General features: G+C 71.6%; 22 protein-coding genes. 11 read left to right on the plus strand and 11 right to left on the minus strand.

Translation table 11 applies throughout. The features are described 5' to 3' along the window. Positions 1-296 precede the first annotated feature (296 nt). Positions 297-956, plus strand: coding sequence for a YceI family protein (locus ACZ5XS_RS08660; protein ID WP_468649090.1), 660 nt, complete (start codon positions 297-299; stop codon positions 954-956). 21 nt (positions 957-977) lie between these two features. Here the strand turns inward: ACZ5XS_RS08660 and ACZ5XS_RS08665 are convergent, their stop codons facing one another. Next, on the minus strand, positions 978-2,093 hold the full coding sequence (locus ACZ5XS_RS08665) for an SGNH/GDSL hydrolase family protein (protein WP_468649092.1): 1,116 nt from the start codon (positions 2,091-2,093) through the stop codon (positions 978-980). Positions 2,094-2,454: 361 nt separating this feature from the next. Between ACZ5XS_RS08665 and ACZ5XS_RS08670 the strand changes: the two genes are divergently transcribed. From ACZ5XS_RS08670 to ACZ5XS_RS08680, 3 genes are all read left to right on the plus strand, one after another. Beyond that, complete coding sequence (locus ACZ5XS_RS08670; protein ID WP_468649094.1) at positions 2,455-3,834, plus strand: diacylglycerol/lipid kinase family protein; 1,380 nt, start codon at positions 2,455-2,457, stop codon at positions 3,832-3,834. Continuing rightward, the gene (locus ACZ5XS_RS08675; protein ID WP_468649096.1) at positions 3,827-4,402 is read left to right on the plus strand and encodes a phosphatase PAP2 family protein; all 576 of its coding nucleotides are present in this window, start codon (positions 3,827-3,829) and stop codon (positions 4,400-4,402) included. The genes ACZ5XS_RS08670 and ACZ5XS_RS08675 overlap by 8 nt, the downstream gene beginning before the upstream one ends. 155 nt (positions 4,403-4,557) lie before the next feature. Then, positions 4,558-6,057 carry a HEAT repeat domain-containing protein gene (locus tag ACZ5XS_RS08680; protein WP_468649098.1) on the plus strand — a complete coding sequence of 500 codons (1,500 nt, stop codon included), beginning with the start codon at positions 4,558-4,560 and terminating at the stop codon, positions 6,055-6,057. 161 nt (positions 6,058-6,218) lie between these two features. Here the strand turns inward: ACZ5XS_RS08680 and ACZ5XS_RS08685 are convergent, their stop codons facing one another. Beyond that, positions 6,219-7,421, minus strand: coding sequence for an erythromycin esterase family protein (locus ACZ5XS_RS08685; RefSeq protein WP_468649099.1), 1,203 nt, complete (start codon positions 7,419-7,421; stop codon positions 6,219-6,221). A gap of 69 nt (positions 7,422-7,490) precedes the next feature. Between ACZ5XS_RS08685 and ACZ5XS_RS08690 the strand changes: the two genes are divergently transcribed. The 3 genes from ACZ5XS_RS08690 to ACZ5XS_RS08700 all read left to right on the plus strand — a co-directional run bounded on the left by ACZ5XS_RS08690 (position 7,491) and on the right by ACZ5XS_RS08700 (position 11,164). Beyond that, entirely contained in the window at positions 7,491-8,240 is a 750-nt protein-coding gene (locus tag ACZ5XS_RS08690; RefSeq protein WP_468649101.1) for a TioE family transcriptional regulator, read from the plus strand. A gap of 229 nt (positions 8,241-8,469) precedes the next feature. Beyond that, positions 8,470-10,527, plus strand: coding sequence for a galactose-binding domain-containing protein (locus ACZ5XS_RS08695; protein WP_468649103.1), 2,058 nt, complete (start codon positions 8,470-8,472; stop codon positions 10,525-10,527). Positions 10,528-10,564: 37 nt separating this feature from the next. Continuing rightward, on the plus strand, positions 10,565-11,164 hold the full coding sequence (locus ACZ5XS_RS08700; RefSeq protein WP_468649105.1) for a TetR/AcrR family transcriptional regulator: 600 nt from the start codon (positions 10,565-10,567) through the stop codon (positions 11,162-11,164). 22 nt (positions 11,165-11,186) lie between these two features. Here the strand turns inward: ACZ5XS_RS08700 and ACZ5XS_RS08705 are convergent, their stop codons facing one another. Beyond that, positions 11,187-12,218 carry a saccharopine dehydrogenase family protein gene (locus ACZ5XS_RS08705; RefSeq protein WP_468649107.1) on the minus strand — a complete coding sequence of 344 codons (1,032 nt, stop codon included), beginning with the start codon at positions 12,216-12,218 and terminating at the stop codon, positions 11,187-11,189. 104 nt (positions 12,219-12,322) lie between these two features. On the opposite strand from ACZ5XS_RS08705, the gene ACZ5XS_RS08710 reads away from it, so the two are divergent. Continuing rightward, positions 12,323-13,285, plus strand: a complete 963-nt coding sequence (locus tag ACZ5XS_RS08710; RefSeq protein ID WP_468649109.1) for a helix-turn-helix domain-containing protein — start codon at positions 12,323-12,325, stop codon at positions 13,283-13,285. 107 nt (positions 13,286-13,392) lie between these two features. Here ACZ5XS_RS08710 and ACZ5XS_RS08715 read toward each other — a convergent pair whose 3' ends face one another. Both ACZ5XS_RS08715 and ACZ5XS_RS08720 read right to left on the minus strand, forming a co-directional pair. Next, on the minus strand, positions 13,393-14,034 hold the full coding sequence (locus tag ACZ5XS_RS08715; RefSeq protein ID WP_468649111.1) for a hypothetical protein: 642 nt from the start codon (positions 14,032-14,034) through the stop codon (positions 13,393-13,395). 15 nt (positions 14,035-14,049) lie between these two features. Beyond that, on the minus strand, positions 14,050-15,042 hold the full coding sequence (locus ACZ5XS_RS08720) for a DMT family transporter (RefSeq protein ID WP_468649113.1): 993 nt from the start codon (positions 15,040-15,042) through the stop codon (positions 14,050-14,052). Positions 15,043-15,260: 218 nt separating this feature from the next. On the opposite strand from ACZ5XS_RS08720, the gene ACZ5XS_RS08725 reads away from it, so the two are divergent. The 3 genes from ACZ5XS_RS08725 to ACZ5XS_RS08735 all read left to right on the plus strand — a co-directional run bounded on the left by ACZ5XS_RS08725 (position 15,261) and on the right by ACZ5XS_RS08735 (position 18,568). Continuing rightward, a complete protein-coding gene (locus ACZ5XS_RS08725) occupies positions 15,261-16,019 on the plus strand; it encodes an IclR family transcriptional regulator (protein ID WP_468649115.1) in 759 nt (252 codons plus the stop codon). A 158-nt stretch (positions 16,020-16,177) separates the two neighbouring features. Then, positions 16,178-17,329, plus strand: coding sequence for a PP2C family protein-serine/threonine phosphatase (locus ACZ5XS_RS08730; protein WP_468649116.1), 1,152 nt, complete (start codon positions 16,178-16,180; stop codon positions 17,327-17,329). A gap of 267 nt (positions 17,330-17,596) precedes the next feature. Beyond that, positions 17,597-18,568, plus strand: coding sequence for an ABC transporter substrate-binding protein (locus tag ACZ5XS_RS08735; protein WP_468649118.1), 972 nt, complete (start codon positions 17,597-17,599; stop codon positions 18,566-18,568). 66 nt (positions 18,569-18,634) lie between these two features. Here the strand turns inward: ACZ5XS_RS08735 and ACZ5XS_RS08740 are convergent, their stop codons facing one another. From ACZ5XS_RS08740 to ACZ5XS_RS08765, 6 genes are all read right to left on the minus strand, one after another. Continuing rightward, positions 18,635-20,329, minus strand: coding sequence for an NAD-dependent malic enzyme (locus ACZ5XS_RS08740; RefSeq protein WP_468649120.1), 1,695 nt, complete (start codon positions 20,327-20,329; stop codon positions 18,635-18,637). Positions 20,330-20,599: 270 nt separating this feature from the next. Beyond that, a complete protein-coding gene (locus ACZ5XS_RS08745; RefSeq protein ID WP_468649122.1) occupies positions 20,600-21,151 on the minus strand; it encodes an SMI1/KNR4 family protein in 552 nt (183 codons plus the stop codon). Between the two features lie 249 nt (positions 21,152-21,400). After that, positions 21,401-22,510, minus strand: coding sequence for a hypothetical protein (locus ACZ5XS_RS08750; RefSeq protein WP_468649124.1), 1,110 nt, complete (start codon positions 22,508-22,510; stop codon positions 21,401-21,403). 228 nt (positions 22,511-22,738) lie between these two features. Then, a complete protein-coding gene (locus tag ACZ5XS_RS08755; protein ID WP_468649126.1) occupies positions 22,739-23,326 on the minus strand; it encodes a DUF4291 domain-containing protein in 588 nt (195 codons plus the stop codon). Between the two features lie 97 nt (positions 23,327-23,423). After that, entirely contained in the window at positions 23,424-24,257 is an 834-nt protein-coding gene (locus ACZ5XS_RS08760; RefSeq protein WP_468649158.1) for a class II glutamine amidotransferase, read from the minus strand. Positions 24,258-24,624: 367 nt separating this feature from the next. Further along, entirely contained in the window at positions 24,625-26,037 is a 1,413-nt protein-coding gene (locus tag ACZ5XS_RS08765) for a DEAD/DEAH box helicase (RefSeq protein WP_468649128.1), read from the minus strand. Between the last annotated feature and the right edge of the window lie 305 nt (positions 26,038-26,342).

The following is a 26,342-nucleotide window of genomic DNA, read 5'->3' on the forward strand; positions in this document are numbered from 1 at the left end:
CCGGGTCGGTCGCAGAATGCGAATACCGGGACATTCACGAAGACTTCGAGGTCCGCACCTCGTAGGAGCGGACCAGAGGTTTTCGAGACGTTTGGACCGAGAAGTCGTGGAAGAGTGGGCCGACGTGCGATCGGCTCATTCCCTTCCGTTTCTTTGCGGCCTGATGGTGAATGTGTGGAGTTTTCGTTCGCCGGACATGCCGAGAAGGTGCGCAGATGGTGCGGTAAGGCTCCGAAAGGCTCCGGCGCTCGATGCGGGCTTGCGACAACATCCCTTGTGCAGTACTTAGGTGAATCATGAATTTGTTCAGCCGTGGCACCTCGTTCCGCCGCCCGGAGTCCGCTGCCACTCCCCAGCACTCCACCGCGTCACAGGCCGCCGCCTCCGCGGTTCTTCCGGATCCCGCCCTGGCGCATCTCACCGGGGAATGGGTCATCGACCCCGCGCACAGCAGGATCGGCTTCTCCGTCCGGCATGCCATGGTGACCACGGTGCGCGGAGCCTTCACGGAATACCAGAGCCGCCTGTACTTCGACGGCCGAGACCCGGCCCGCTCGCAGGCCGAAATCATCCTGAACACCGCCAGCGTCGACACGGGCGTGGAACAACGGGACGCCCACCTGGTCGGTCGCGACTTCCTGGACGCCAGGAACCATCCGCGCATGCGCTTCACCAGTACCGCCGTGCACCTCGCGGGTTCCGACGTCTACCGCATGACCGGCGACCTCACCATCAAGAACAGCACCCGCCCCGTCGTCCTGGAACTCACCTACATAGGCCACGTCATCGACCCCTTCGGATACGAGCGGGTCGGCTTCGACGGCACCACCACCATCAACCGCTCCGAATGGGGCCTGACCTACAGCACGAAACTGGCCGAAGGCGGGGCGATGGTGAGTGAGAAGGTGCGTCTCCAGTTCGACATCGCCGCAATCCGTACGCCCCCTGTCGGCTGACGCACCCGTTGCGCCGTCCGGTCACCAGCACAGCGGGAGGCCGGCGAGGTGGTCGTCGAGCAGACCGGAGACGGTCCGGTGGTCCGCGACGGAGGGGTGCCAGTCGCAGCCGAGGAAGTCCAGGCCGGGATCGTCGTAGTACCAGTGGCGGACCCGGTCGTCGCCCCGCCGGTTGCGTTCCTGGACGATGTGCCGGGTGGCCTGCGCGAACGCGGTGGTGCGGGAGAGGCGGGTGGCGCTGACCACGATGAAGGTCCTGGGGCCGTACCGGGCGCGCAGCTTGTCGAGGAAGCCCTGGTAGGCGGCTTCGTAGGCGGCGACCAGACCGTCCTCCGTGGTCCAGCGCTCGCCCGGGTTGAGGGGCGTGGAGAAGTCGTTGATGCCCAGACCGACCACCACGACCTGGGGCCGCCAGGTGCCGGGGGGCGACCAGACGTCGCCGGCGACGTTCAGCAGAGCCCGGTCGTAGTACGTGCGGAAGTCGGAGTCGGGGCTGCTGCCGTTGTAGTTGCGGACCATGCCTCGGCCGGAGAACGCGTTGATCTGGTAGTCGGCGTCGAGGCCTCGGGCGGTGAGGGCGCCGAAGGCGAGGTCGGCGTTGCTGTTCCGGTTCACTCCTCCGTTGCCCGAACAGTCGCGCGTGCCCGAGACGTTGCCGTAGCCGGCGGTGAAGGAGTCACCGATGAACTCGATCTGTCGGCTGCGCGCCCGGGGTCTGGGGAGGATCGCGCCTCCGGAAGCGGCGACGAATCCGCCGAACCGGCCCACGGCCCACGGGCTTTCGGTGCGCTTGACGAGCCGCACCCTGTGATCGGTGTCCGAGAGGCCGTCGACCCAGGAGACGGTCCGGCCCGGGGTCACCAGTGTGCCGTGGGTGCGTCCGTCGATCTGGACGTCGTAGTCGTTGTCCGAGTCGTCCAGGACGATGCCGACGCCGGTACCGCGGAACCGGCCCTCGAAGGAGATGCCGGGCCAGGTGTACTGCACGAATCCGTCGGCGGCGCTTTTGACCCGGCCCACCGTGTGGTACCGGGTCCGCGCGCCGGATGCCCGCGCGGGAGCGGCGACGGCGGTGACGACGCCCGCGGCGGCGGCCGTGACCAACGTCCTCCGGGACAAGCGACCAGGCGTGTGCATGGGGCCTCCTTGACCGAGTCGAGACGATCCGCGCTTCATGGGAGCGCTCCCACCTTCGGGTGCTATCGAAGGTGGCCGCCACACACGCCACCGTCAACCCCTCGCGAAGACATCTTCACCGTCCCGGGTGAGCGGCCCGGAGCCCGGCGGCCGGCGGCCCCCGTGAGATCGTTGGCCCGCCGACCGAGGCGATGCCGGCCCACCCGCTCGCGCGGACGCCGGCGTCGCTGTGCCGGGATGCGGCGCCGGTCGGCCGTGACGACCATGGAGGGAGAGCCAGGGCAGGGCCACGAAGCAGGCAGGGAGACCGATGACACCGCGCACGCGGGAGACGGGAACCCGAGGGCCCGCCCGACGCATCATGAACGCGACCCGAACGACGAGCGAGGCGGAGCCGGACGGCTCCGACAGACATGAGGGGCCGGCGCGAGCCCTGGCCCGGCTCGCCCTGCTGTGCGTTGCCGGCGCCGTCGCGGCCGTGGTGGCCGGCGCCGGCCAGTGGCTGATCCTGCTGGTCGGCCTGGCCGGACTCGCCTTGGCCGGCGCCGGCGTGTGGTGGGCCCTCGCCCACCGCGGAGTCGCGCGCCTGCTCGGCGCCCTGCTGGCCCTGGCCGCACCACTGGGCGTCCTGGTCCTGTACGCCGTATCCGGCCTGTGGGTGGTGGCGGTGGCCGCCCTCTGCTCGTGGGTGGCGGCGCTGGCCTGCGCGAGGAGTGCGCTGCGCCGCCTGCGGACGCCGCACGGCATGCGCTCCCGTTCCGCCCGGCCGCCCCGGCGACCCGTACTGATCATGAACCCGCGGTCCGGGGGCGGGAAGGTCGGACAGTACGGGCTGGTGGAGCGGGCCGAGGCACTGGGCGCCCGGGTGATCCTGCTCGACCTCGAGGCCGACCCGGATCCGGTGGCTCTGGCCCGACGGGCCGTGGCCGAGGGCGCGGATCTGCTCGGCGTGGCCGGCGGTGACGGTACGCAGGCCCTGGTGGCGGAAGTGGCGGCCGAGCACGGGCTGCCGTTCGTGGTCCTGGCCGCCGGCACCCGCAACCACTTCGCCATGGACCTGGGCCTGGACCGCGAGGATCCGGCGAGCGGCCTGTACGCCCTCTCGGACGGCGTGGAACTCAGCGTCGACCTGGGTGACGTGGCCGGGCGGCCGTTCGTCAACACGGTCTCGTTCGGCGCGTACGCGGAGATCGTGCAGAGCCCCGACTACCGGGACGCCAAGACGGCCACCGCACTCGACCAGTTGCCGGACCTGCTGGTCGGCGACGCCGGCACGACCCTGGAGGTCCAGGCCGACGACGCCCGTCTGCACGCCCCGCAGACCCTGCTGGTGAGCAACAACGCCTACGCACGGGCCGATCCCCTCGGCGGCGGACGAAGACCGCGGCTCGACGGCGGCACGCTGGGCGTCATCGCGATCCGGGTGGACAGCGCCGCGCAGGCCGCCGAACTGGCGCTGCGCGGCGAACGGGCCAGCAGCATCACAGCGCTGACGTCGTGTCGCGTGGTCGTCCAGGCCGACGAGGACCTCATCCCCGTGGCCGTCGACGGTGAAGCGCTCACCCTGCGCCCTCCCGTGGTCTGCACGGTGCGTCCCGGCGCACTGCGCGTGCGCGTGCCCAGACAGCGTCCCGGCGCCGCGTACGTCGCCCCGTCCGTCGACTGGCGGCGCGTGGTCCACCTCGCGCTCGGCCACACCCCCCTTCCGTCCCGCAAGAACCAGGAGCAGAGCGATGCTTGACCGCCCGCTGCCGGAACGTCGCGCCCAGCGAGGCCTGATGCGTGATCTCGCCGCCCTCGACCAGGCGCTCTACGAGGCCGTGACGGTCACCCGGACGCCCACGCTCGACTCCGCCCTGCGACGGCTGTCCGCGGCGGCGGACCACTCCAAGATCTCCTTCGTGGTCGCCGGGTTCCTCGCGCTGCGTCCCGGCCGGCCGCGCCGCGCAGCCGCCCTCGGCCTCGCGGCCGTCGGCGTCGCCTCGACGACCGCCAACCTGCTCGGCAAGCGTCTGGTCCGCCGGCCACGGCCCCACCGCGCCGAGGACTCGCCGTTTCCCGGCAGGCACGTGCCCATGCCGGAGTCCGCGTCCTTCCCCTCGGGCCACACGGCCTCGGCCGTCGCCTTCGCGGCGGCCGTCGGGCCCGCGTTCCCGGCCGCCGCGGTTCCCCTCGGCCTGCTGGCCTGCGCGGTCGGCTACTCGCGGATCCACACCGGCGTGCACTACCCGGGCGACGTCGTCGCCGGCGCCGTACTGGGAACCGGGGCTGCGGCCGCGGTCCTCGCCGCCGCCCGCTGGGACGATTGAGCCAAGACGCGCCGCAGGCCACTGTGCCGAGGGGCGGACCGCTCGACGGCCCGAGGGCGAGGCAGTGAGCGCGCCCTTCACATGGCCGCACGGATGCCGAGGGTGCGGAGCGCAACCTCCGGGCGGTTCGTGAGTCTTCCCTTCCGGGGGTTGCCATGCGGGCTGAGCACCAGATCGCGTATTTTCTCCGCGAGTTGGCGACGGAGGAAGCGGACCCGCAGCGGCGCGCCGCGGCGGCCAAGGGGTTGGGCAGGATCGGCCGGACCGAGCACGCCGTCCACCTCGCCCGGGCCGCCGGGGACCGGGAGCCCGCGGTGCGGGCCGCCGCGGCCCAGGCACTCGGTCGGCTCGGGGCGGGGGAGACCGGCGCCGAGATGCTGCCGGGGCTGCTGGCCGACGAGGACCCGGACGTACGGCGCAGGGCGTCGCTCGCGGCGATCCGGCTGGGGCTGCGCGGCCCCGCCCTGACCGAGGCGTTCACACGGCTGTTGCGGGACCCGGACCGCCACGTACGGATCAACGCCCTGGCAGGGCTGGACGCGTCGGACGTCCCGTACGACGTTCCGGCTCTGGTCGGACTGCTCGGTGATCCCGACGAGGCGGTGTGGGGACGCGCCCGGACCCTGGTGTACCGCTGGGCCGGTGATCCCGCTGTCAGGGCGCAGGTGGTCCGAACGGCGAGGGACGGCGTGGGCGCCGCCCGTGCCCGGGCCCTGGACATGCTGCCGGCGCGCTGCACCGAACCGCTTCTCGACTCCCTCCTCGCGGGGCTGCGCGACACGTCCCCGCAGGTACGGACCGCGGTGGCGAGGCGGCTGGTGAACGCCGATTCCGGCGCGGCGGGCGACGCCCTGGCCGCCGCCGTCGAGGACGAGCGGGAGCCGGAGGTGGCGGCGCTGCTGCTCCAAGGCCTCGCCCGGAGGGGCGACGAGCGGGCGACCGGCCCTGCGGTGCGATGGCTGCGCGATCCGCTGGCCGGCCCGGCGGCCGCGCGCGCCCTGGGCGACCTCGACACCCCGGACGCCGCCGAACACCTGCGCACGGCCCTCGACGACCCGGCCTTGCCCGGCGCCGGCCGGGCGGCAGCCGCCGTGGCCATCGGGGAATCGGGGGCGTGGGACGCCGTTTGGCAGCTGCTCCCGCTCCTGGACGATCCCGACGCCACCGTGCGCGCCGGTGTCGTCGACGGCCTGGGCGCGTCGGTCGACGGCGGGCTGCGGCTGTGGGAGCGCCACCCGGTGGCCTGGGCGCTCGCCGATCACCTGACGTCCGACGGAGCCGACATCTGGCGGACACGCAACGCGCTCGACGGCCTGGCCCAGGCCCTGCCCTCGCTACGGCGCCTGGCCGACGACGCCCCCTCCGGCGAGGTCCGGGCCGCCGCGCTGTCGCTCCTGGACCCGGACGACGCCACCGACGCCAACTCCCGCAAGGACGTACGCCGCTTCGTGCGGGGTCTCGACGACCCGCACGAAGCCGTCCGCTACCACGCCGCGCTCGGCCTCACGCGCTGGACGGCGGCCACGGGGACGCCGCCACCGGACACCGGGAGGCTGCGCGAGCGCCTGCACGCCCTCACCGCGGACACCTCCCCTCGGCTCCGCAGGGCCGCCGCCGACGCGCTCGCGGCCCTGGCCCCGGACCCGGGCGAGTGACCCGCGACGAGAGCCGACACGCCGACGCTGACGGCCAGGGGCGGGCCGGTCCTGGGCGGTCATGAGCAACCGGGGCGTGGCCGGAACGACCGCCCGTACGGCTGTCCCTGTCGTCCGGGAGCGCCTGCCGACGGCCCTGCCACCCGCGGCTGCCGGTGGTACTAGCTCCGCGTGACGTCCTTGAGGAACACGAGGCCGTCGCTGTCCGCCAGGTGGGCCGGGTCCAGCGGGGCGTAGCCGAACCAGGGGGACACACGGGGCGCGGGCCGCCTGTCGCCGAGGGCGGTGGCCAACCGCTGGGCGTCGATGACGTGGCGGTCGTCCGGGAGCTCGTACAGGAGTCCTTCGACGGTGTCCGGCGGCGGCGTGTCCACTCCCCGGTGCCGGATCGTGCCGAGCGCCGTGGCCACGAAGGCGTACTGCTCGCCGAGCCGGGCGCTCACCAGCGCACCGGCGCTCCACCACTCCAGCGGCATCCCGCCCATCCGCATCGTGCTCTTCTCCCTTTGGAGATGGCCGTTGTGGGCGTGGACCAGTGCCGGGCCCCGTTCGGCGAGGGCGAGGAGGTTGTGGGCCATCATCTGGTCCCGCACGCCCACCAGCCGGGTCAGGCGGGCCGGTGAGGCGTCGGCCATCCAGTGGTGGTAGCGCAGCAGGCCGGTGACGGTACGTCCGTACACGCGCGCCCGGTCCCAGTCGTCCCGCGAGGTCGCGGTGATCAGGTGCGGCGTCTGCGCCTCGAGCAGTTCCACCAAGTCGTCGGCGAGCAGCCTGAGTTCCCGGGCCGCGTCCGACTGCCCCACGGATTCGGCCGGGTCCGTCATCGCGGCGGGGTTCGTCCACCGGTCGTCGGCGCCGAGCAGGCGGTCGAGCGTGTCCGAGCCGCAGGGGAGCAGGTCCGCGTCCACGTGGGCCGAGAGGTGGCCGTGGAGTGCGGTGAGGGCCTGGCGCGGGCTCGCGGCGCCGGTGATCTCCAGCGGGCCGTCGACACCGGCGAAGCGGAGCCGCTCGGAGGCGGGCCGGCCCTCGTTGAACTCCCGCATCCAGCGCACGAGTTCGCGATTGGCCGCGGACGCCCCCCACCCGTGGCTGAATCCGCGCTCCATGGCCTCGTCGAGGGTGCCCGTGCCCGAGGTGACGTAGTCGTCGACGACCAGGCCCATCATGCAGTCGCTCTCGATCGCGATCGTCCGGTAGCCCTCATGCTCGACGAGCTGCCGGAAGAGACCGTTGCGCAGGTCGAGCAGAGTGTCCTCGCCGTGGGTGGGCTCGCCCAGGGCGAGCAGCCGTGGCCGGGCCCGAAGCAGCTGCATGACGGCGGCGGCCTCGACGGCATGGGCGGTGTCCCTGATGTCAGTAGGCATGCCTTGAACGCTATCGTTGAACCTTCGATGGAGACTTGGCCGCGATATCGTCGCGATATTGTCGTGGTCGTGGGACGAAACCTTCAAAGCGGTGAGCAGCTCAGGCCGATCGATCTGGCGCGCGGGCACGGACTGTCCACGCAGGCGATCAGGAACTACGAGGCGGCCGGCATCCTTCCGGCCGCCGGTCGCACACCCCACGGCTACCGCACCTATACCCGGCTGCACGGGCGGGCCCTGAGCGCGTTCCTCGCCCTGGTGCCCGGCCACGGCCACCAGACGGCGACATCGATCATGCGGGCCGTGAACCAGGGCGCGGCCGACGAGGCGTTCCGCCTCATCGACGGCAGCCACGCCCAGCTGCTCGACGACCGGCACACGCTCCGGGCCGTGGAGAGCGCCCTGCGTGACCTGGCGCCCACCGTGGCGTCCGAACCCGGAACCGTGTCCGGGCCGGCCGCGGTGCCGGGGCCCGGCGGTACGTTCATCGGGCCGCTGGCGAGGCAGCTGGGGATCCGGCCCGCGACGCTGCGCAAATGGGAGCGCGCCGGGCTGGTGCGCCCGCGCCGCGACCCGCTGACCGGGTACCGCGTCTACGACGAGGCCGACATGCGGGACGCCCGGCTGGCCCACCAACTCCGGCGCGGCGGGTACCTGTTGGGGCAGATCGCCCCGCTGATCGCCCAGGTGCGGGCGGCAGGCGGGGTGGAGCCGCTGGAGACCGCGCTGTGCGACTGGCACGGCCGGCTGTCCGCACGCGCGCGGGCGATGCTGGCCGGGGCCGCCGAGTTGGAGGCGTACCTCCGCGCGCGCGGATGAGACCCGGCCGCCGGCCGAGGAGAACCAGGGGCACAACGGGCTTGTCGCGTGCGGATGGCGCCACCGCCTCATCAGGTCAACTGTCCCGGACTCTTGACTCGGAAACCGGGAGTCGCGATCCTCGTCGCATATCTTGCGCCGGTCATGACAACTCAGACTTCGGTTCTCCGGACGGTCTGGCTCCTCGACCGCGCGCCATCCCGCAGACCGAGGGACGTGGGCAGTGACCATGGCTGAACGCCCGTACCACCGACGCAAAGACGTCACCGTCGTGTCGCTGCTCCTCCTCGTGCTGGCCATGACCCTCGGCCCCACGCCGAGTTCGGCCGCCGGAACCGACTGGTGGAACCCGACCGCGCGACCCGCGCCGGACTCCCAGATCAACGTCACCGGCGAGCCGTTCAAGGGCACCAACGCCCAGGGCGAGGTGCGCGGTTTCGTCGACGCGCACAACCACCTCATGTCGAACGAGGCCTTCGGCGGCCGGCTCATCTGCGGCAAGACGTTCTCCGCGGCCGGTGTCGCCGACGCGCTCAAGGACTGTCCCGAGCACTACCCGGACGGCAGCCTCGCGCTCTTCGACTACATCACCCACGGCGGTGACGGCAAGCACGACCCGGTCGGCTGGCCGACCTTCAAGGACTGGCCGGCCTACGACTCGATGACCCATCAGGCGAACTACTACGCCTGGGTGGAGCGCGCCTGGCGCGGCGGACAGCGGGTACTCGTCAACGACCTCGTCACCAACGGCATGATCTGCTCCGTCTACCCCTTCAAGGACCGCAGCTGTGACGAGATGACGTCGATCCGCCTCCAGGCGAAGCTGACGTACGACCTGCAGGCCTACATCGACAAGATGTACGGCGGCACCGGCAAGGGCTGGTTCCGGATCGTGCTCGACAGCGCGCAGGCGCGTGAGGTCGTCGAGCAGGGCAAGCTGGCGGTCGTCCTGGGTGTCGAGACCTCGGAGCCGTTCGGCTGCAAGCAGGTCCTGGACATCGGGCAGTGCAGCAAGGCCGACATCGACGCCGGACTGGACGAGCTGTACGGGCTCGGCGTGCGCAGCATGTTCCTGTGCCACAAGTTCGACAACGCGCTGTGCGGGGTCCGCTTCGACGAGCACGGCCTCGGAACGGCCATCAACGTCGGCCAGTTCCTGTCGACCGGCACCTTCTGGAAGACGGAGAAGTGCACCGGCCCCCAGCACGACAACCCCATCGGGACAGCCGCGGCGCCCGAGGCCGAGGCGGACCTCCCGGCGGGCGTGGAGGTCCCCGCGTACGACGCGGACGCGCAGTGCAACGTCCGCGGGCTCACCGAACTCGGTGAGCACGCGGTGCGCGGCATGATGAAACGCAAGATGATGCTCGAGATCGACCACATGAGCGTCAAGGCCACCGGCCAGGCGCTCGACATCTTCGAGGCCGCGAACTACCCCGGTGTGCTGTCCTCGCACAGCTGGATGGACCTCAACTGGACCGAGCGGGTCTACTCCCTCGGCGGCTTCGTCGCCCAGTACATGCACGGCTCCGAGGAGTTCGGCGAGGAGGCCGAGCGCACCGACGCACTGCGTGACAAGTACGGCGTCGGCTACGGCTACGGCACCGACTTCAACGGCATCGGCGACCACCCCGCCCCGCGCGGAGCCGACGCCGCGAACAAGGTCACGTACCCCTTCAAGAGCGTCGACGGCGGCTCGCTGATCGACAGGCAGACCGTCGGCACACGCACCTTCGACTACAACACCGACGGCGCCGCGAACGTCGGCCAGGTCCCCGACTGGATCGAGGACATCCGGCTCGTCGCCGGCCAGGACGTGGTGGACGACCTCTTCCGGGGCGCCGAGTCCTACCTCGGCACCTGGGGCGCCTCCGAGCAGCACCAGGCCGGGACCAACCTCGCCAAGGGCGCCCGGGCCACGGCCAGTTCGGCGGAGTCCAACCCGTTCACGAGCTACGCGGCCGGCCAGGCGGTGGACGGCGACGGGGACACCCGTTGGGCGAGTGACTGGAGCGACGACCAGTGGCTGCAGATCGACCTGGGCGCCACGAACCGGGTCGGACGCGTCACCCTCGACTGGGAGCGCGCGTACGGGAAGTCGTACCGCGTCGAGCTGTCCACCGACGGCGTGAGGTGGCAGACCGCCTGGTCCACGGCCTCCGGCGACGGCGGCCTGGACACGGCCCGCTTCGCCGGCACCCCGGCCCGCTACGTCCGGGTCCTGGGCCTCGACCGCGGCACCGACTGGGGATACTCACTCCAGGAGGTGGGCGTCCACAGCAGCTGACGCCCACCGGTCACGAACACCAGGACAGGAAGCGCACATGGCTCGGATGCCGCTGGCCGAACGGCGCCGGCAGCTGACGGAGGCGGCGATCAAGGCGATGGCCCGGGACGGCGTCGCGAAAACGACGACCCGGTCCATCGCCGCCGAGGCAGACGTGTCCCTGAGCGTCTTCCACTACTGCTTCGATTCCAAGCAGGCCCTGATCGAGTCGGTCATCACCACCATCACCGACCACTACGTGACCCTGGTGAAGGAGGCCCTGCGCCCCAGGGCCACGCTGGAGGAGACCGTCCGGGCCGGCTTCCAGGCGTACTGGGACCACGTCCGCGCCCACCCCGACGAGCACATGCTCACCTACGAACTCACGCAGTACGCCCTGCGCCAGCCGGGATTCGAGCATCTGGCGCGACGGCAGTACGAGCTGTACGCCGACGCCTACACCGAGCTCATCGACCAGCTGCGCCGGGACATGGACGTGCGACTGCGCGTGCCCGTTCCCGTACTGGCCCGCTACCTGGCCGCCATGACCGACGGCCTGACCCTCAACTACCTCGTGCTCGGCGACGCGACCACGTGGACCGGCATCCTCGACACGGTCACCGCCCACATCGCCGGCCTGGTCCAGGACGACCCGTAGGTGCCGGGGAACCCCACGTCCGCTACTGACGCAGTTCGAGCGAAAGGTGCTCGGACAGCGCGCGGAGGACGTCGGGCGCGTCGAAGATCTCCCCGGCGGAGGCCACACCGACCGTCCTGGTCTGCCCCGTGAGGATGCGGTGGACCGCCTCCACCGCGAGCGGCGCGCTGACCGCGTAGATGTCCCGGCCCCGCGCCACGGCCCGCCGTTCGACACCGCCGGAGCGTACGACGACGTCGACGACGAAGGTCTGCGAGGAGCGCCCCCGCTCGTCGACCGCGGTCGGCGTCGGTGTGTCCGGTGCCGACAGGTCCCTGGCCGCCTCGCTCGTCATGTAGGTGCGCACCTCGGGGATGGAGAGGTGGCGGGGAACGGTGACGACGTCGGCCATCGTGAACTCCCCGATGACGGCCCGGGTGCCCATCGGCTCGGGAAACGACCATTTCAGGAGGGGCGGGGCGTCATCGCGGTACTCCAGCCGCCCGTTGGTGTAGACGACACGCCTGCCGTCCCGTCGCTGTCTGGAGACCTTGCCCGCGGCGCGGGTGCCGGCGGTGGGCAGCCAGCTGTTCAGTCCGTACGCGATGTGCGCCTCGTCGGCCGCCGTCCAGTCGCCCATCGCCGCGGTGGCCAGGAGGTCGCCCAGGCCGCCGAAGAAGGCCATCGCGGGCACGATCACCGCTCCCGCGGCGCGGGCACGGTCCGTGAAGTGCGCGAACGTGTCGACGTTGGCCTCGATCTCGGCCGCCACGTCCACGTACGGGATCCCGGCGCGCAGTGCCGCCTCGATCACGGGACCGGCGGTCGTGGCGAACGGCCCGGCCGTGTTGATCACGGCCGCCGCGCCGTCCAGCGCGCGGTCGAGCGAGGCCGCGTCGTCGACCGACGCCGGCCGGACGTCGAGTCCGGGTTCGGACGCCGCGAGTGCCCGCAGCTTGTCGGCGTCGCGGCCGGAGAGCACCGGGACGAACCCGCGAGCCCGCAGCTCCGCCACCACGAACCGCCCGGTGTGCCCGTACGCGCCGAACACGGCCACCTTGTGTCCCGACTCCATGACTTCTTCTCCCCGCGCTCGAATGGATCAGCTACAGACATCGTGCCGAGGGCGGGTACGGCACCGTGAGTGGCCGGAACGCCATGCTGCGTACAATTACGGACATGGGTACTGTCGCGCTGGCCGTCACCGACCGGATGCTGCACTTCGAACTGGCCGTGGCCTCCGAGGTGTTCGGCCCCGCCCCGGCCGCCGTGACCGGCCCCTGGTACGACCTGGCCGTCTGCGGGTCGGGCGCCGTGCGCGTCGGCCGGTTCCGGCTGGAGCCCGACCACGGTCTGGACCGGCTGCGGCACGCCGACACCGTGATCGTCCCCGCCTGGGGGGACGTCGACGAGGAACCGCCCGCCGACCTGGTCGGCGCGGTGCGTGCGGCCCACGAGGCGGGCGCGCGGGTGGCCTCCCTGTGCACGGGCGCGTTCGTGCTGGCCGCAGCCGGCCTGCTGGACGGCAAGCGTGCCACCACGCACTGGGCGCACACCGACGTCCTGGCCGCCCGCTACCCCCGGGTGGCGGTCGACCCGGACGTGCTCTACGTGGACAACGGCACCGTGCTCACCTCCGCCGGCAAGGCCGCCGCGCTGGACCTGTGCCTGCACCTCGTCCGCCTCGACCACGGCTCGTCGGTCGCCAACGCCGTCGCCCGCCGCCTGGTCGTGCCGCCGCACCGGGCCGGCGGTCAGGCCCAGTTCGTCGCCGCCCCGGTGCCCGCCCGGGACGACCATCCGCTCGCGGCGCTGTTCCCCTGGGTGATCGAACGACTGGAGCACCCGCTGACCGTGGCGGATCTGGCACGCCAGGCACGGATGAGCCCACGCAACCTGGGCCGCCACTTCAGGGCGGCGACCGGCACCACTCCGCTGCAGTGGATGCTGACGCAACGGATCCGTCGCGCCCAGGAACTGCTGGAAACCACCGACGACAGCGTCGAAGCCATCGCGACAGCGACCGGCATGGGCACCGCCACGACGCTGCGCCGCCATTTCCACCGCACTGTCGGCGTGCCCCCCGACACCTACCGTCGCACTTTCCGCGACACCAAGGGCCCTGAGCCGGTGTACGCGTGAGGCGTCCTCACCGTGGGGCAGCCCGCCTGCGCGTCACAGGCAGTCGTCCCGCCTCCCCGCTCCTGCCATGGCCGGTGCGACGACGCCCGGGCACGATTCAGGGCGCGTCAGCCGCGCCGACGACTCCGTGGCCGGCGGGTCGTCAGCCATATGCTCGCGCCCGGTGCGACCACGACCTCGCGGGGCAGGCGGAACCCGTGCGGCCGCAACTGCTCCACGTGGCGGGCGGAGATCGTGACCGCGACGGCGGCGGCGCCCTCGTCGTCGACGGCGCGCAACCCCGGCGCCAGCAACTCGGAGACCACGGTACGGTCCCAGGCTTCCGTGTCGTCCAGCGCGCACACGGTCACCACCGTCCAGTGCGGCTCGTCGAGCCCGGCCGCCTTCAGCGCCGTCGACAGGACCGGGCTTTCTGGCAGACAGATGTCGAGCTCACGGGAGACCAGGCTGATGTGGCGAGGGTCGGGAGGCCCGGTCCCGGTGCCGGGCGGCAGCCAGATCCCGGCCGCGAGGAGCGTGCCGTCCGCACGCTCGGCCACCCACACCTGACCCTCTTCGAGGGCATGATGAGCCAGCATCAACCGCATGGTGCGCTGTGCCCGCTCCCAGTCCACGGCGGGGCTGCCCGCACCCGGCGCCGACTGCGGGGCCAGGGCCGGAGGCCGGGCGAACAGCCGCACCACGGCGGGTACGTCCACCAGTCCCGCCGCGCGGACGGCTGTGCGGGGGCGCAGCTGAAGAGTCGTCATGTCGGGTTCCACCTTTCAGATGGCCCGGCTCGTGCCGGAGATGTCGACGCTGACCGGGCGCAGCAGCCCGGTGGACGGCGCCCCGGGACGCAGGAGCCGGACGGGTCGCGGGCCTGGACCGGACTCGGGTGCCGGCCGGTGCGGCACGCGCCGGTGATCGCGGTCGCCGCGCTGAGGATCACGACGGCCCTGGACGGGCTGGGGACGGCTGAGCAGGGTCACGCCGTGCATGGCCGCCGCGGCACCGGCGAGGGCGAGCAGGGTGCCCGTACCGCCGTACTGGAAGCCCTCACCGAGCAGGCCGATGCCGATGGCGGACGCGGTCACGGGGTTGACGAGGGTGAGCAGGGCGAGGGGACCGCCGAGGCCGCTGCGGTAGGCCTTCTGGGAGAGCAGCAGCCCGGCCACGGCGAACGCGACGGTCAGCGCCGCCGCCGGCGCCACGCTCCAGGAGAGCGTCGGCCCGACCGCGAGCTTCTGCGCCAGCGTGGATCCGACTCCCGAGGAGATGCCGGAGGCCGCCGCGAGCGCGAGGCCTGCCGAGGAGGAGTGGTCCGAGGCGAAGCGGACGAGTGCGGCGACGACAGCGGCGGCGGCGAGCGAGACCAGGAGAACCTCGCTGTCCCCCAGACTGTCCTGCGGCGCGTTGCCCGAAGCGGTGACAGTGAGCAGTGCGGTCAGCCCGACGAGGGTGAGAGCCATGCCCTGCCATTGGGTGACCGAGGTCCGGCGGCCGGCGGCCATCGAACCCAGCGGCACCGCCACCACGAGACTGAGCGCGCCGAGCGGCTGTACCAGGGTCAGCGGTCCGTACCGCAGGGCGACCACGTGCAGCAACGCGCCGGTGGCGTTGAGGGCCACGGCCCACCACCACGAACTGCGGAGCAGCGCGCCGCGCACGCTCGCCGTGTTCGCGGCGGTCCGTTCCTGCACCACGGCGGCCGTCGCGTAGCAGATCGCGGAGATCAGGGAGAGAGCGACGGCAAGGAACACCGGGGAGGCAGCCATCACGAGGCCCGGACGGTGGTCGAGACCGGCTTGCTGGTGCGGTGGCTGGACACAGCCCGGGCTCCCATCGATACGAAACGGTTTCGTACGGGTACGCTACGGGGGGCCTGAGCGAAACGCAAGCGTTTCTCTAACGAAAGATCCCGGAGGCGGCGGGCCACGGCACTTCCCGGGAGTCCTCACTTGCCCGTGCCGTGCGCCTGGCGCACGCTGGTCGTATGCGTGCGCACGACGGCCCAACGCTGATCACCTCCGTCCAGCGGGCCTTCCGCCTGCTGGAGGCGGTGAGCGCGCACGAGAACGGTGCGCCGGCGAAGCAATTGGCCCGCGAGACGGGCCTGCCCCTGGCCACCGCCTACCACCTTCTGCGGACCCTGGTTCACGACGGATACGTGCGCAAGCTGGACGACGGCGGGTTCATCCTGGGTGACAAGCTGCAGGCGCTGCACACCACGGGCCGCGGGCAGGCGCTGCTCAGCCGGGTCCGGCCCACGCTCGCCGCGCTGCGGGACGAACTCGCGACCGCCGCCTACCTCACCTTCTACGAGGAGGGCGAGATCCGGGTCGCGGAGATCGTCGACGGCCCCAGGGCGCCCCGCGTCGACCTCTGGGTGGGATTCGAGGACGCGGGCCACGCCACCGCGCTGGGCAAGTCCGTGCTGCGGGAACTGGACGAGGCGGCCCGCAAGGACTACCTCTCCCGTCACCACCTCGCCGACCTCACACCACGCACGATCACCAGCCGCCCGGAACTGCTCCGGCGACTGGACGCCTCGCCCGTGGACCCGGCCGTCACGGACCTGGAGGAGTACGCCCTCGGCACGGTCTGCGTCGCCGTCCCCGTCTACAGCGGGGACACGCTCGGCTCACTCGGTGTCTCGCTGCCGGTGGACCGGCTCTCCCGGCTCCCCGAGATCCGGGCGCGACTGCTGCCGACCGCGAGCCGCGTGACCAGGGGTCTGTCGCTCACTATCTGAAAATCCGCTTCTTGTGCCGCGCGGATCGAACACGTTTCCTGGATGAAACGGTCATTTCGGGATTGCACCCCGCTCACAAGTGAGGATTGCGGACAAACATGAGTCAGGTCCGAGACCATGGTGACGACCACTGGCCGATGCGGCCGTTCAGGAACCGAATGTCCGGTCCAGGGTCGTCGGTCCGCAGGCGCGCCGTCGCACAGCTGGCCGCCGGTGTGCCCGTCCTGCCGGTGCTGATCGTCTCCCTCGTCGTGTTCGCCGACCTCGCGGACGGGGCGGGAATGATCTGGCTGCCGCTGCTCGCGGCCGGGCCCGCCCTGGCCGCCACCACCAACGGGCCGCGGGGGGTCCTCTGTGTCGGTCTCCTCGCTGTCGCGCTCTGCGCGACGCTCGGAATCTGGGAGAGTGTTCCGGGCCGCGAACTGGCGGCCGTCCTGTCCGCCCTGGTGGCCGTCACCCTGGCGAGCGGCCTGGCCAGCGCGCTACGAGGGCGCCGCGAACGGGTGCTCGCCGCCGTGCGTTCGGTTGCCGAGACCGCCCAGCACGCGCTGCTCAAGCCCGTGCCGGCGACCGTCGGCCCGTTCCAGGCGGCGGTCCGCTACAGCGCCGCGGCGGCCGAGGCCCGTATCGGCGGGGATCTGTACGCGCTGATCCCCACGCCGTACGGGGTGCGGCTGATCGTCGGCGATGTACGCGGCAAGGGACTGCCGGCCGTGGGGACCGCCGCGCTGGTACTCGGTGTCTTCCGTGAGGCCGCTTACGACGAGCCCGATCTGATCGCCGTCGTCGACAGGATCGAACGGAGTCTGGCACGCAACCTCGGTCATGACGACTTCGTCACCGCCGTGGTCGCCGGATACCCGCAGGCGGGGCAGCTGGAAGTGGTGAACTGCGGACACGCGCCTCCGCTGCTGGTCCGCGCATCCGGTGCCATTGCGCCGGTGGAGCCGACGCACCCGGCCCCGCCCCTCGGGCTGCGTGCCCTCGCGGACCACGCTCCCGACCTCCAGGTGCTGCCCTTCGACGACGGGGACCAGCTGCTGCTCTACACCGACGGCGTCACCGAGGCCCGCGACCACGGCCGTGCGTTCTATCCCCTCGCCGAAGGGCTGGCGCGCAACGTGTCCCACGAGCCGGCACGCACCCTCGCCGCGCTCCATGACGAACTGCTGGCGCACGTGGGCGGACGACTGCACGACGACGCGGCGCTGCTCCTGATCCGCAAACCGGCCCTGCCCGAAGTGACCATTCCCGAGCCGGCGTCCGAGGCCGGTCGTGGCAGTGCGGCCCCGGCCGCCGAGGCGCTGTGACCGGCGGCGGGGTGGGGGTGCGAGAAGCCGCGCGGTCCGGGTGCCGTCCCGGTCGTCCCTGAACCGCTGAGGAACTCCCTTTCCCGCGCGCCGTGTTGTGGGGTCGAGGTTGTCGTGGCCTCTTCTGTCCGGAGTGCTGACAGGGCGAAGATGGATATGTACATTGCGGCAGTCAAGAAGCTGCACAACGTCAGTTCTTCATGAGTCGTCGCGGGTGATCCTCGGCCTCCGACACGGGCTCACAGTTGCTTCTGCCAGGAGGGGCCCATGCAAAGGCGCATTCTCGGGCTTGCCGTAGTGATGATCACGGCCGTCGGCGCGGCCGGGTGCGGGTCGTCGGACTCGGGGGCGAGCGGTTCGTCGTCCTCGGGTGGGACCACCAAGGTCAAGGTCGGCATCATCCCGATCGTCGACGTGGCGCCGCTCTATCTCGGCGAGAAGAAGGGGTTCTTCCGCAGCCGGGGCATCGAGCTGGAGATGGTGAGTGCCCAGGGCGGCGCGGCGATCGTCCCCGGTGTGGTGAGCGGTCAGTTCCAGTTCGGCTTCAGCAACACGACGTCGCTGATGATCGCCCAGGTCAAGGGCGTGCCGGTCAAGTCCGTGGCCAACGGCGCGGCGTCCAACGGCAAGGTCGGCGCCGATGTCACCGGTGTGGCGGTCAGGAAGGACAGTCCGATCAAGTCGGCCAAGGACCTTGCCGGGCACACGGTGGCGGTGAACACCCTGCAGAACATCGGCGACACCACGGTCCGCCACTCGGTCCGGGAGGCCGGCGGGGACCCGTCGAAGATCAAGTTCGTGGAGATACCGTTCGACCAGATGCCGGCCGCACTGGACGACGGGCGGGTGGACGCCGCCTGGATGGGAGAGCCCGCCTCGACGATCGCCAAGTCGCAGGGGGCCCGTGTCGTGGCCTCGCCGTTCGCCGAGACGGACCCGAAGCTCACCGTGGCCACGTACTTCACCTCGGCCAAGCTCGCGCAGCAGAACCCCGAGCTGGTGAAGAACTTCACCTCTGCCATGGCCGAGTCACTGCGGTACGCCACCGGCCACCCCGACGAGGCACGCCAGATCCTCACCACCTACACGAAGATCAGCGGCGACGTCCTGAAGAACCTCACGCTGCCCAGTTGGCCGGCGGAGGTCGACATGTCCTCCCTGGAGAAACTGGCCTCACTGGGAGAGAAGGACGGCCTGTTCGGTGACAAGAAGCCCGACCTGGACACGCTGTTCTCATGACCTGCGGCCGGCTGCCGGCACAGACGAGACAGCCCCCGCCGGGTGGAGCCCTTGGCCGGCCGGCTGTCAGTCGTACTCGGGCTGCCACATGGCGTCCTGGATCCGCTGGATCACGTCGTCGAGGCCGGCCCGGGCGACGCCGTCCGCTTCTGCGCGGCGGACGACGGCCGCGGCGACCACGGCCGACGAGGTGCGCAGGTTCTCCACCTCCGGCAGCAGCGCGGAGCCGGGCTGCGACAGGTCGGCGAGGTCTGCGACGGCTTCCGCCGCGGCCTGGAGCATGCCGTCGGTGATCCGCTCGGCACGGGCCACCACGGCGCCCAGCCCCAGCCCCGGGTAGAGGAGGGCGTTGTTGGCCTGGCCGATGTCGTACGTGGTGCCGTCCAGCTCCACCGGCGGCACCGGGATGCCGACGGCGACCAGTGCCTTGCCGCCGGTCCACCGCAGCACGTCCGCGGGCATGGCCTCGATCTTCTCCGTGGGGTTGGACAGCGGGAGCACGACCGGCCGTTCCACGTGGCGGGCCATGGAACGCACCACGTCCTCGGTGAAGGCACCGTGCCGGGTGGAGGTTCCCACCAGCACGGTCGGCCGTACCTGGTCCACCACGCCGGGCAGGTCGGCCGGCCGGTCGTCGGGCCACTCGTCGTCGGGGCGCGCGTACGGTTCCTGGTAGTCACGCAGACCTTCGGTGGACCGCCGCAGCAGGCCCTGGCGGTCCACGCACCAGACGCGCCCGGTGGCCTCCTTCCGGTCCAGTCCGTCGCGGACCATCGCGTCCCGCAACTGGTCGGCGATGCCCACGCCCGCCGTCCCGGCGCCGAAGACCACGATTCGCTGCTCCCGCATCGGCGTGCCGGTGACCCGCACCGCGTTCATGACGCAGGCCAGCGTGATCGCGCCGGTGCCCTGCATGTCGTCGTTGAACGTGCAGATCTTCTCGCCGTACTGCTGGAGGATGCGGCGGCCGTTGCCGGGGCCGAAGTCCTCCCAGTGCAGCAGCGCCTGCGGGAACAGCTCGCCCACCGCCTCCACGAAGGCGGCGACGAACGCGTCGTACGCCTCGCCACGCACCCTGCTGTGCCGGTTGCCGACGTACAGCGGGTCGTTGAGCAGCGCCTGGTTCCCGGTGCCGACGTCGAGCATCACGGGCACGGCCCGCCCCGGGTGGATGCCCGCGGCTGCGGTGTAGACCGCCAGCTTGCCGACGGAGATCTGCATGCCGCCCACGCCCCAGTCGCCGATGCCGAGGAGCTGCTCCGCGTCGGTCGCCACCACCAGGTCGACGTCGTCGGGGCCGAGGCCGAGCGCCTGGAAGGCGGGGCGGACGTCCTGGGGGCGGTCGATGGACAGGTAGACCCCGCGCGGGCGTCGGTATTCGTGGCTGTAGTGCTTGATCGCCTCGCCCACGGTCGGGTCGTACACGATCGGCAGCAGCTCGGTGAGGTGGTCGGTGAGCAGCCGGAAGTAGAGGACCTCGTTGCGGTCGTGGAGCTGCTCCAGGTAGACGTTCTTCGCCAAGTCGTCCGGCTGCGCCCGCAGTTGCTCCCAGGCCCGGCGTGCCTGGAGTTCCAGGGACAGCACCGCGGGCGGCAGCATCCCGACCAGGCCGTGCCGGTCCCGCTCTTCCTGGGTGAAGGCGTTGCCCTTGTTGCCCAGCGGGTCGGCGAGCAGCGCACGGCCGCCCGGCTCCCTCCTGCCGGCGGGGCCCTTCCCCCTCCCTTTGTGGCCATCTGGTGCGCGATTCCGGGGCGGGACCATCGGGACTCCTCACGTCGGACGCCTGGCGTTCAGGGCTCTGCCGTGCCAGGCGTCCCGGGTACCCGTCCGGCGCGGCAGGGGCACCGTCCGACCGTCCTTTGCCGCCCTTTTGACGTGGCCGTACGCCGCGCGCCGCCCTGCCCCGGCCACATCACCTCGTATCGCCCTACCTGGCCCTGCAGACCGTCGCCGGCGGGCGGCGCAGCGCGACTTGGGGCGGGCGCGGGCCCGGCGCTGACAGCGCGGGCCGGTGGCAGCCGGTTCAGCGGCTCAGCGACCTCGGTCCAGCCACTGCGTGTACCAGTCCCGGAAGTCCGGTCCCGGCTTCAGGGAGTCGCCGCAGCCGAGGTCATCCGTCCACACCTGCCCCCGAGCGGGACCGGTGACCACCAGCCGGTGGAAGGAGCCGCACCCGATCTCCGCGACGACCAGCGAGCCGGTGAACCAGCACGGCGAGAAGTCCTCCTCGCCCGGGGCGTGCTCGGCACAGACGGACCGCTCGGGTGAGGGGGTGAACGGCCCGGTGTGCGGAAAGGGGATGGACAGCAGATCCAGGTCTTCCTGCTGGTCCAGCCAGGCTTCGCCGCCGAATTCGTACAGACCGTAGGCCGGCCCGGCGCCCCCGCCGCTCACCGTGGTGAGGAACGAGCGGTAGGAAGCCGGAAGCTCGAAGCGGTGCTGACGCTCGTAGCGGGCCACGACGGACTCCGGTACCGGCGGGGCCGCCACCCAGCGGTGCCTGCGCGCCTGGAAGACCCGGCACTCGGGATCGGCCTCGGCCATCACCCGGATCCGCTCACGCACCTTGCCGGCATCCCACATGGCCCGCACGTTACCGCCATCACTCCGGTGGCCGTGCCACGGCGTCCACTCCGTGCCCGCGCCTGCCCGCCGGTGCCCACGGGAGTGCGTTCTGCTGCACACCGGGCCAGGTCAGCGACGCAGCTTCACCTTGTCGGCCGCGGCGACGCCGAAGGCTGCCAGGGCGACCGAATGAGCCGGTTCTGCCTCAACGCACCCCCGCCGACAAAAAACGGGAAGCGGTGACGGCGACGGCGGAAACCCCCCGGCTCAGGCCGGATCCCGTACTCCGCTGCCGCTTGCCGACCGGGAGTCGCCTGGGCCGCCCACGGCGTTCAGGACGGCCTGGCCCTGGCTGTCGACGAACCTCGTGAAGATCTGCTGGGCGTAGCCGAGGACGACGGCCCACGCGATGATCTGCGCCGAGGAGTCGAGAGCCGTGAGGCCGGGAACGAATCCTCCGCGCATCAGCAGCAGCCCCAGAACGGCGGTGAGCGCACCGGTCGGCAGCTTCAGCAGCGCCAGGGCAACCGGAACGTTGTACGGGGTCGCCGTCCCCTTGATACGGCGCAGTGAGGCCGCCGCGGCGACGGAAGCGGCCACGATCCCGGTGATCTCGACGACGAGGTAGTCCCACGCGAACGCCACCTCCGCGTAGTCCTCCGTACCGTTCTTGCGGTACGTCTGGCTCTTGGTGGGACAGACGACGTCGAAGGACTTGAGGTCGGGCTGTACCGGCCGGAAACACAGGGGCACCAGCTCGGGGTGCATGCTGCCCAGCACGGCGACCGCGACCGCGATGACCGCGAGGCTCGCCGTCACGTACAGGACGATCCGGACGAAGCTGCGGACCCGCAGGTGTTCGCGTTGCAGGGTCTGGCGGGCGACGCTCACCGCGTCGATGAGCGTCTCGCGCTCCCCGGCGGTGAGGGGTCTCGCATCCGGCGGCGGCTTGAGCGCGTTCTTTGCGATCTGTTCGACCCGGACTCGCCGCGGGTCCTCGTCGGGAAGGTGTTCGCGGATCAGGGCCAGCAGATTGGGGATCCGCGCCGTGACGTCGTCCAGCGGGGCGAGCCGCAACAGCAGGTTGAGTGCCGCGTCCAGGTGTGTCTGCGCCGCGCTGAGATGCGCCGCCGTGAAACGCCGGGGGCAGTCGAAGTGATCGAGCTGCTCTTCCGCCAGGTCGAGCTGCGCCATCGCCCTTGCGTACAGGACCGGGACCGCGTCTCGTGCCAGGGGATCGTCGTCCCTCTCCGCGCGCAGTTTCTTGCTCTCCAACAGAGCCCGCAGCTCGCCGATACGGGACCGAATCCCCTCACGGAGCTCCCACTGCCGCTTCTCACACCTGTGCCGGGACCGGCGCTCCTGGTGATCAGTCATGGTGTCCACTATCGCCGCGATCCCGCTGACCTGCGGTTCCAGAGCCCTGACCCGTCTGCCGTTCGGACCAGTCGCCTGGACCGGCGGTCGAGCACTCGTCACGGACTCAAGGCGCCCGAAGTCCAGAACGCCGCCCCGTGTGTCGCGGCCGGCGTTTTCGAACCACCGCTCGGGTTGTCCCCGGTCGTGCAGGGGGTGTTTCCCCCTGAGGAGCCCGGGGGCCGCCGGTCAGGGGGTGAGCGCAGCCGGTCGGGTCTCCGGATAGGGGCGTTCCGGGGGGAGGAGTCGCCGGGCAGCATCCAGGTCCTCGTCCCGAACCAGGGCGTGGATCCTGTGCGCGAGTGCGGTCACGTCGGTGAGGGAAACCGTCCACTGGTCCGCGTAGCGGTGTGCCGCCTCGCCGGTGAGCCCCAGTTGCAGCGAGCGATGGCCCAGAGGTCGTAGGCGCAGGTCACGCTCGGGGTCCCATTGCACTCGGGCCGGTGCCCGCTGCAACTGGCGTTTCCAGGTGGCGCGGTCGGGGTGCAGTCCGTGCTCGTCATGCGTCAGGCAGGCGTGCTCCAGCGCCCACCCGAAGCCCTCGCGGGTGATCTCGACGGCGAGGACGGTCTCCTGGCCTTCCTTGGTGCCCCACCCGCAGCGGTACATCATCCAGAGGAACGACGGCTTGATCCAGGTCATGCGGTCCCGCTGCCAAGCCGTGGGAAAGCGGCCGTCCCGGGCTGCGGGCAGGCCGATCTCCGGTCTGTACGCCTGATACACGGTGACCGTGGAGGCCGTGTAGAGGGCGCGGATCTGGTGCTGGGGTTCTGTCACGGAGCCAGAGTGGCTGGCGCTGTCGGATGCGCGCCACCGAATTGTCGGGGCCCCGGCCGCCGGAGCGTCCGGAGCGGTGGCGGCCTGCCGGCGGTGCCTAAACCGGCGCGAAGGCGCGCAGTTCGTCCACGCCGGCTCGCACGACGCCGTAACTGTGCTCCGGCACCTCGTTCCAGGCTCCTGGCAGATCGCCCAAGGGCTCGGACACGACGAGGCGTGTGTCCTCGGACAGGTTCTGCAGGAACGACATGTCGGGATGCAGCGCCCGCAGTGAGTCCACGCGGCTGCTGTAGTACAGCGAGCGGGCGTCGCCCTCGCTGGCGTAGCGGAACGCCCAGACACTCGTGCCGTCGGTGGTCGCGATGGTCATCTGCAGCGGGGCGGCGATGCCGTGGGCGTGACCGGTGCGCTCAACCAGTCCGGCCATCCGGGCCACCGCACCAGGAGGGTCGTCCTCCAGCCCGAACGTGAGGGCCAGGAAGAACATCAGCTCGGAATCCGTGGACCCCTCGATCTCGGCGAACAGCGACGGGTCCACGGCCAGGCAGAGTTCCCTGCGCAACAGCGGGAAGCCGGCAATGGCCCCGTTGTGCATCCACATCCAGCGGCCGTACCGGAAGGGATGGCTGTTGGTCTGCTGCACGGCCGTACCCGTCGACGCGCGGATGTGCGCGAAGAAGAGGGGAGACGTGACGTGCCCGGCGATCTCCCGGAGATTGCGGTTGTTCCATGCCGGTCCGGTCTCGCGAACGACGGCCGGGGTGCCGAGGTCCGGGTCCTGCGCGTACCAGCCGACGCCGAAGCCGTCCCCGTTGGTCGTCTCCACGCCCAGGCGGGAGTGCAGGCTCTGGTCGATGAGTGAGTGCGCTGGTTTGTACAGGATGGTTTCGAGGAGTTGAGGGGTTCCCGTGTAGACGAGCCACCGGCACATGGCGATCACCCTTTCCACGCCCGACACCGACGCCCTCCCGACTGATGTCGCGGCGGGACGGGCCGATGGTCACCACCGACCCGGGGAAGCGGCCGAGCCTCGGCGGCCGGAGAGGACGCGGGCGTATCCGGCCGCGCACCGCACGCCGGTCCGCACGCGGTTTCTCCTCCCACGGTCGCTCGTCAAGCCGTTGATCGCATACGGACGCGGCACGGAAGCGGACTGCCCGATCCGGGGTTCGAGCCCCCGCGCGTTCCTTCCGGTGCCGCAGGCGGCGAAAGCGGCGGCGTGCGTGCGGGCGGTCCATGGCACCCCGGAGCACTCCCGGACCGCCCCACCGACGGCCGCGCGCGGGGTCCGTCCTGCGTCAGCGGCCCTTGCGTACCCGGGCCGCCGCACGGGCTTCCGCGGTCTTGCGGGCCTCGGCGGCTTTGCGGGACTCCTTCGCGGGACGGCCGGGGCGGGTGCCGATGCCGCGGAAAGGGGCGTTGCCGGTCTTCGGGCCGACCGGGGGGCGCTTCGCCCCGGTGAGCGCGGTCAGTTTCTCCTCGCCGGAGCGTACGTGTGTGACCGTCGGCCGGATTCCGGCGTCGGACATCATCCGGTTCACGTCGCGCTGCTGGTTGGGCGTGACCAGCGTGACCACGCTCCCGGACTCCCCGGCGCGTGCCGTGCGCCCGCCACGGTGCAGGTAGTCCTTGGCGTCGGCCGGCGGGTCGACATTGACGACGAGGTCGAGCGCGTCGATGTGAATGCCCCGTGCCGCGACGTTCGTGGCCACCAGCACGGTGATCTCACCGTTCTTGAACTGGCCGAGCGTGTGCATGCGCTGCGGCTGCGACTTCCCGCTGTGCAGGGCTGACGCCCGTACGCCGCTGGCCCGCAGGTGGCGGGTGAACTGGTCCACGCCGGCCTTGGTGTCCAGGAACATCAGCACCCGGCCGTCCCGCGCGGCGATTTCCGTCGCGGTCGCGTACTTGTCGGCGGCGTGGATGTTCAGCACGTGGTGTTCCATCGTGGTGACCGAGCTCGCGAGCCGGTCGACCGACGCGAGCACCGGGTCGTTCAGGTGGTCGCGCACCAGCTGGTCGACGTTGCGGTCGAGGGTGGCCGAGAACAGCAGCCGCTGCCCGCCGGAGGGCAGCTGGTCCATGATGTCCGACACCTGCGGCAGAAATCCCAGGTCGCACATCTGGTCCGCCTCGTCCAGCACCGTGATCCGCACGTGGTTCAGGAGGCAGTCCCGGCGCAAGACCAGGTCGGCCAGCCGCCCGGGCGTCGCGATGACCACCTCCGCTCCGGTCTTCAGCAGCGCCGACTGCCGGTTGATCGACAGCCCGCCGACCACCGTCGCCAGTCGTACGTTCAGCACCTTCGCGTACGGCTCCAGCGCGTCGCTCACCTGCTGGGCCAGTTCCCGGGTCGGTACCAGGACCAGCGCGAGCGGCCGCTTCGACTCCGCTCGCACGCCTGCCGTCCGGACGAGCAGCGCGAGACCGAACGCCAGCGTCTTGCCGGAGCCGGTGCGCGCGCGGCCGAGGACGTCGCGGCCGGCCAGCGCGTTGGGCAGCGTCGCCGCCTGGATCGGGAAGGGCTCCGTCACCCCGAGGCCGGTCATCGTCCGCGTCAGCTCGGGCGGCAGCCCGAGCGCGTCGAAGGACGCGGCCGGCGGCAGGCCCGGGGCCACCGTCCGTGGCATCGAGAGTTCGCCCTGCGGCGCTGTCTCCCGCCGGGGCTTGCCGACACGGGGGAGCCCAGGGGTCGACGGCTTCGCGTTCATGGGGAACCTTTCTGATCCGACGCCCGGAACACGCCGGGGTCCGTACCCCTTGGTACGGACCCCGGCGGTGTCGAAGCGTGCCCCCATTTTACCAGCGGGCGCCCGTGTGCCCGCCGGTCCGGTGGGCCCGGGCACCGGACCGGCGGGCCGTCACCGCCGCACGACGGCGGACAGCTGATCGTCCGGGCGCGCCGGCAGGGTGCCGCCGGCTAGTAGTGCTTCGTTAGGTTCTCGTTCTGGTTCTGCGGGTTTTGAGGGGGTGGCCGCAGGTGATGCAGGTGCCGGTCCAGCACCTCAGTAGGTCT

Source organism: Streptomyces sp. NPDC033131 (genome assembly GCF_055578365.1).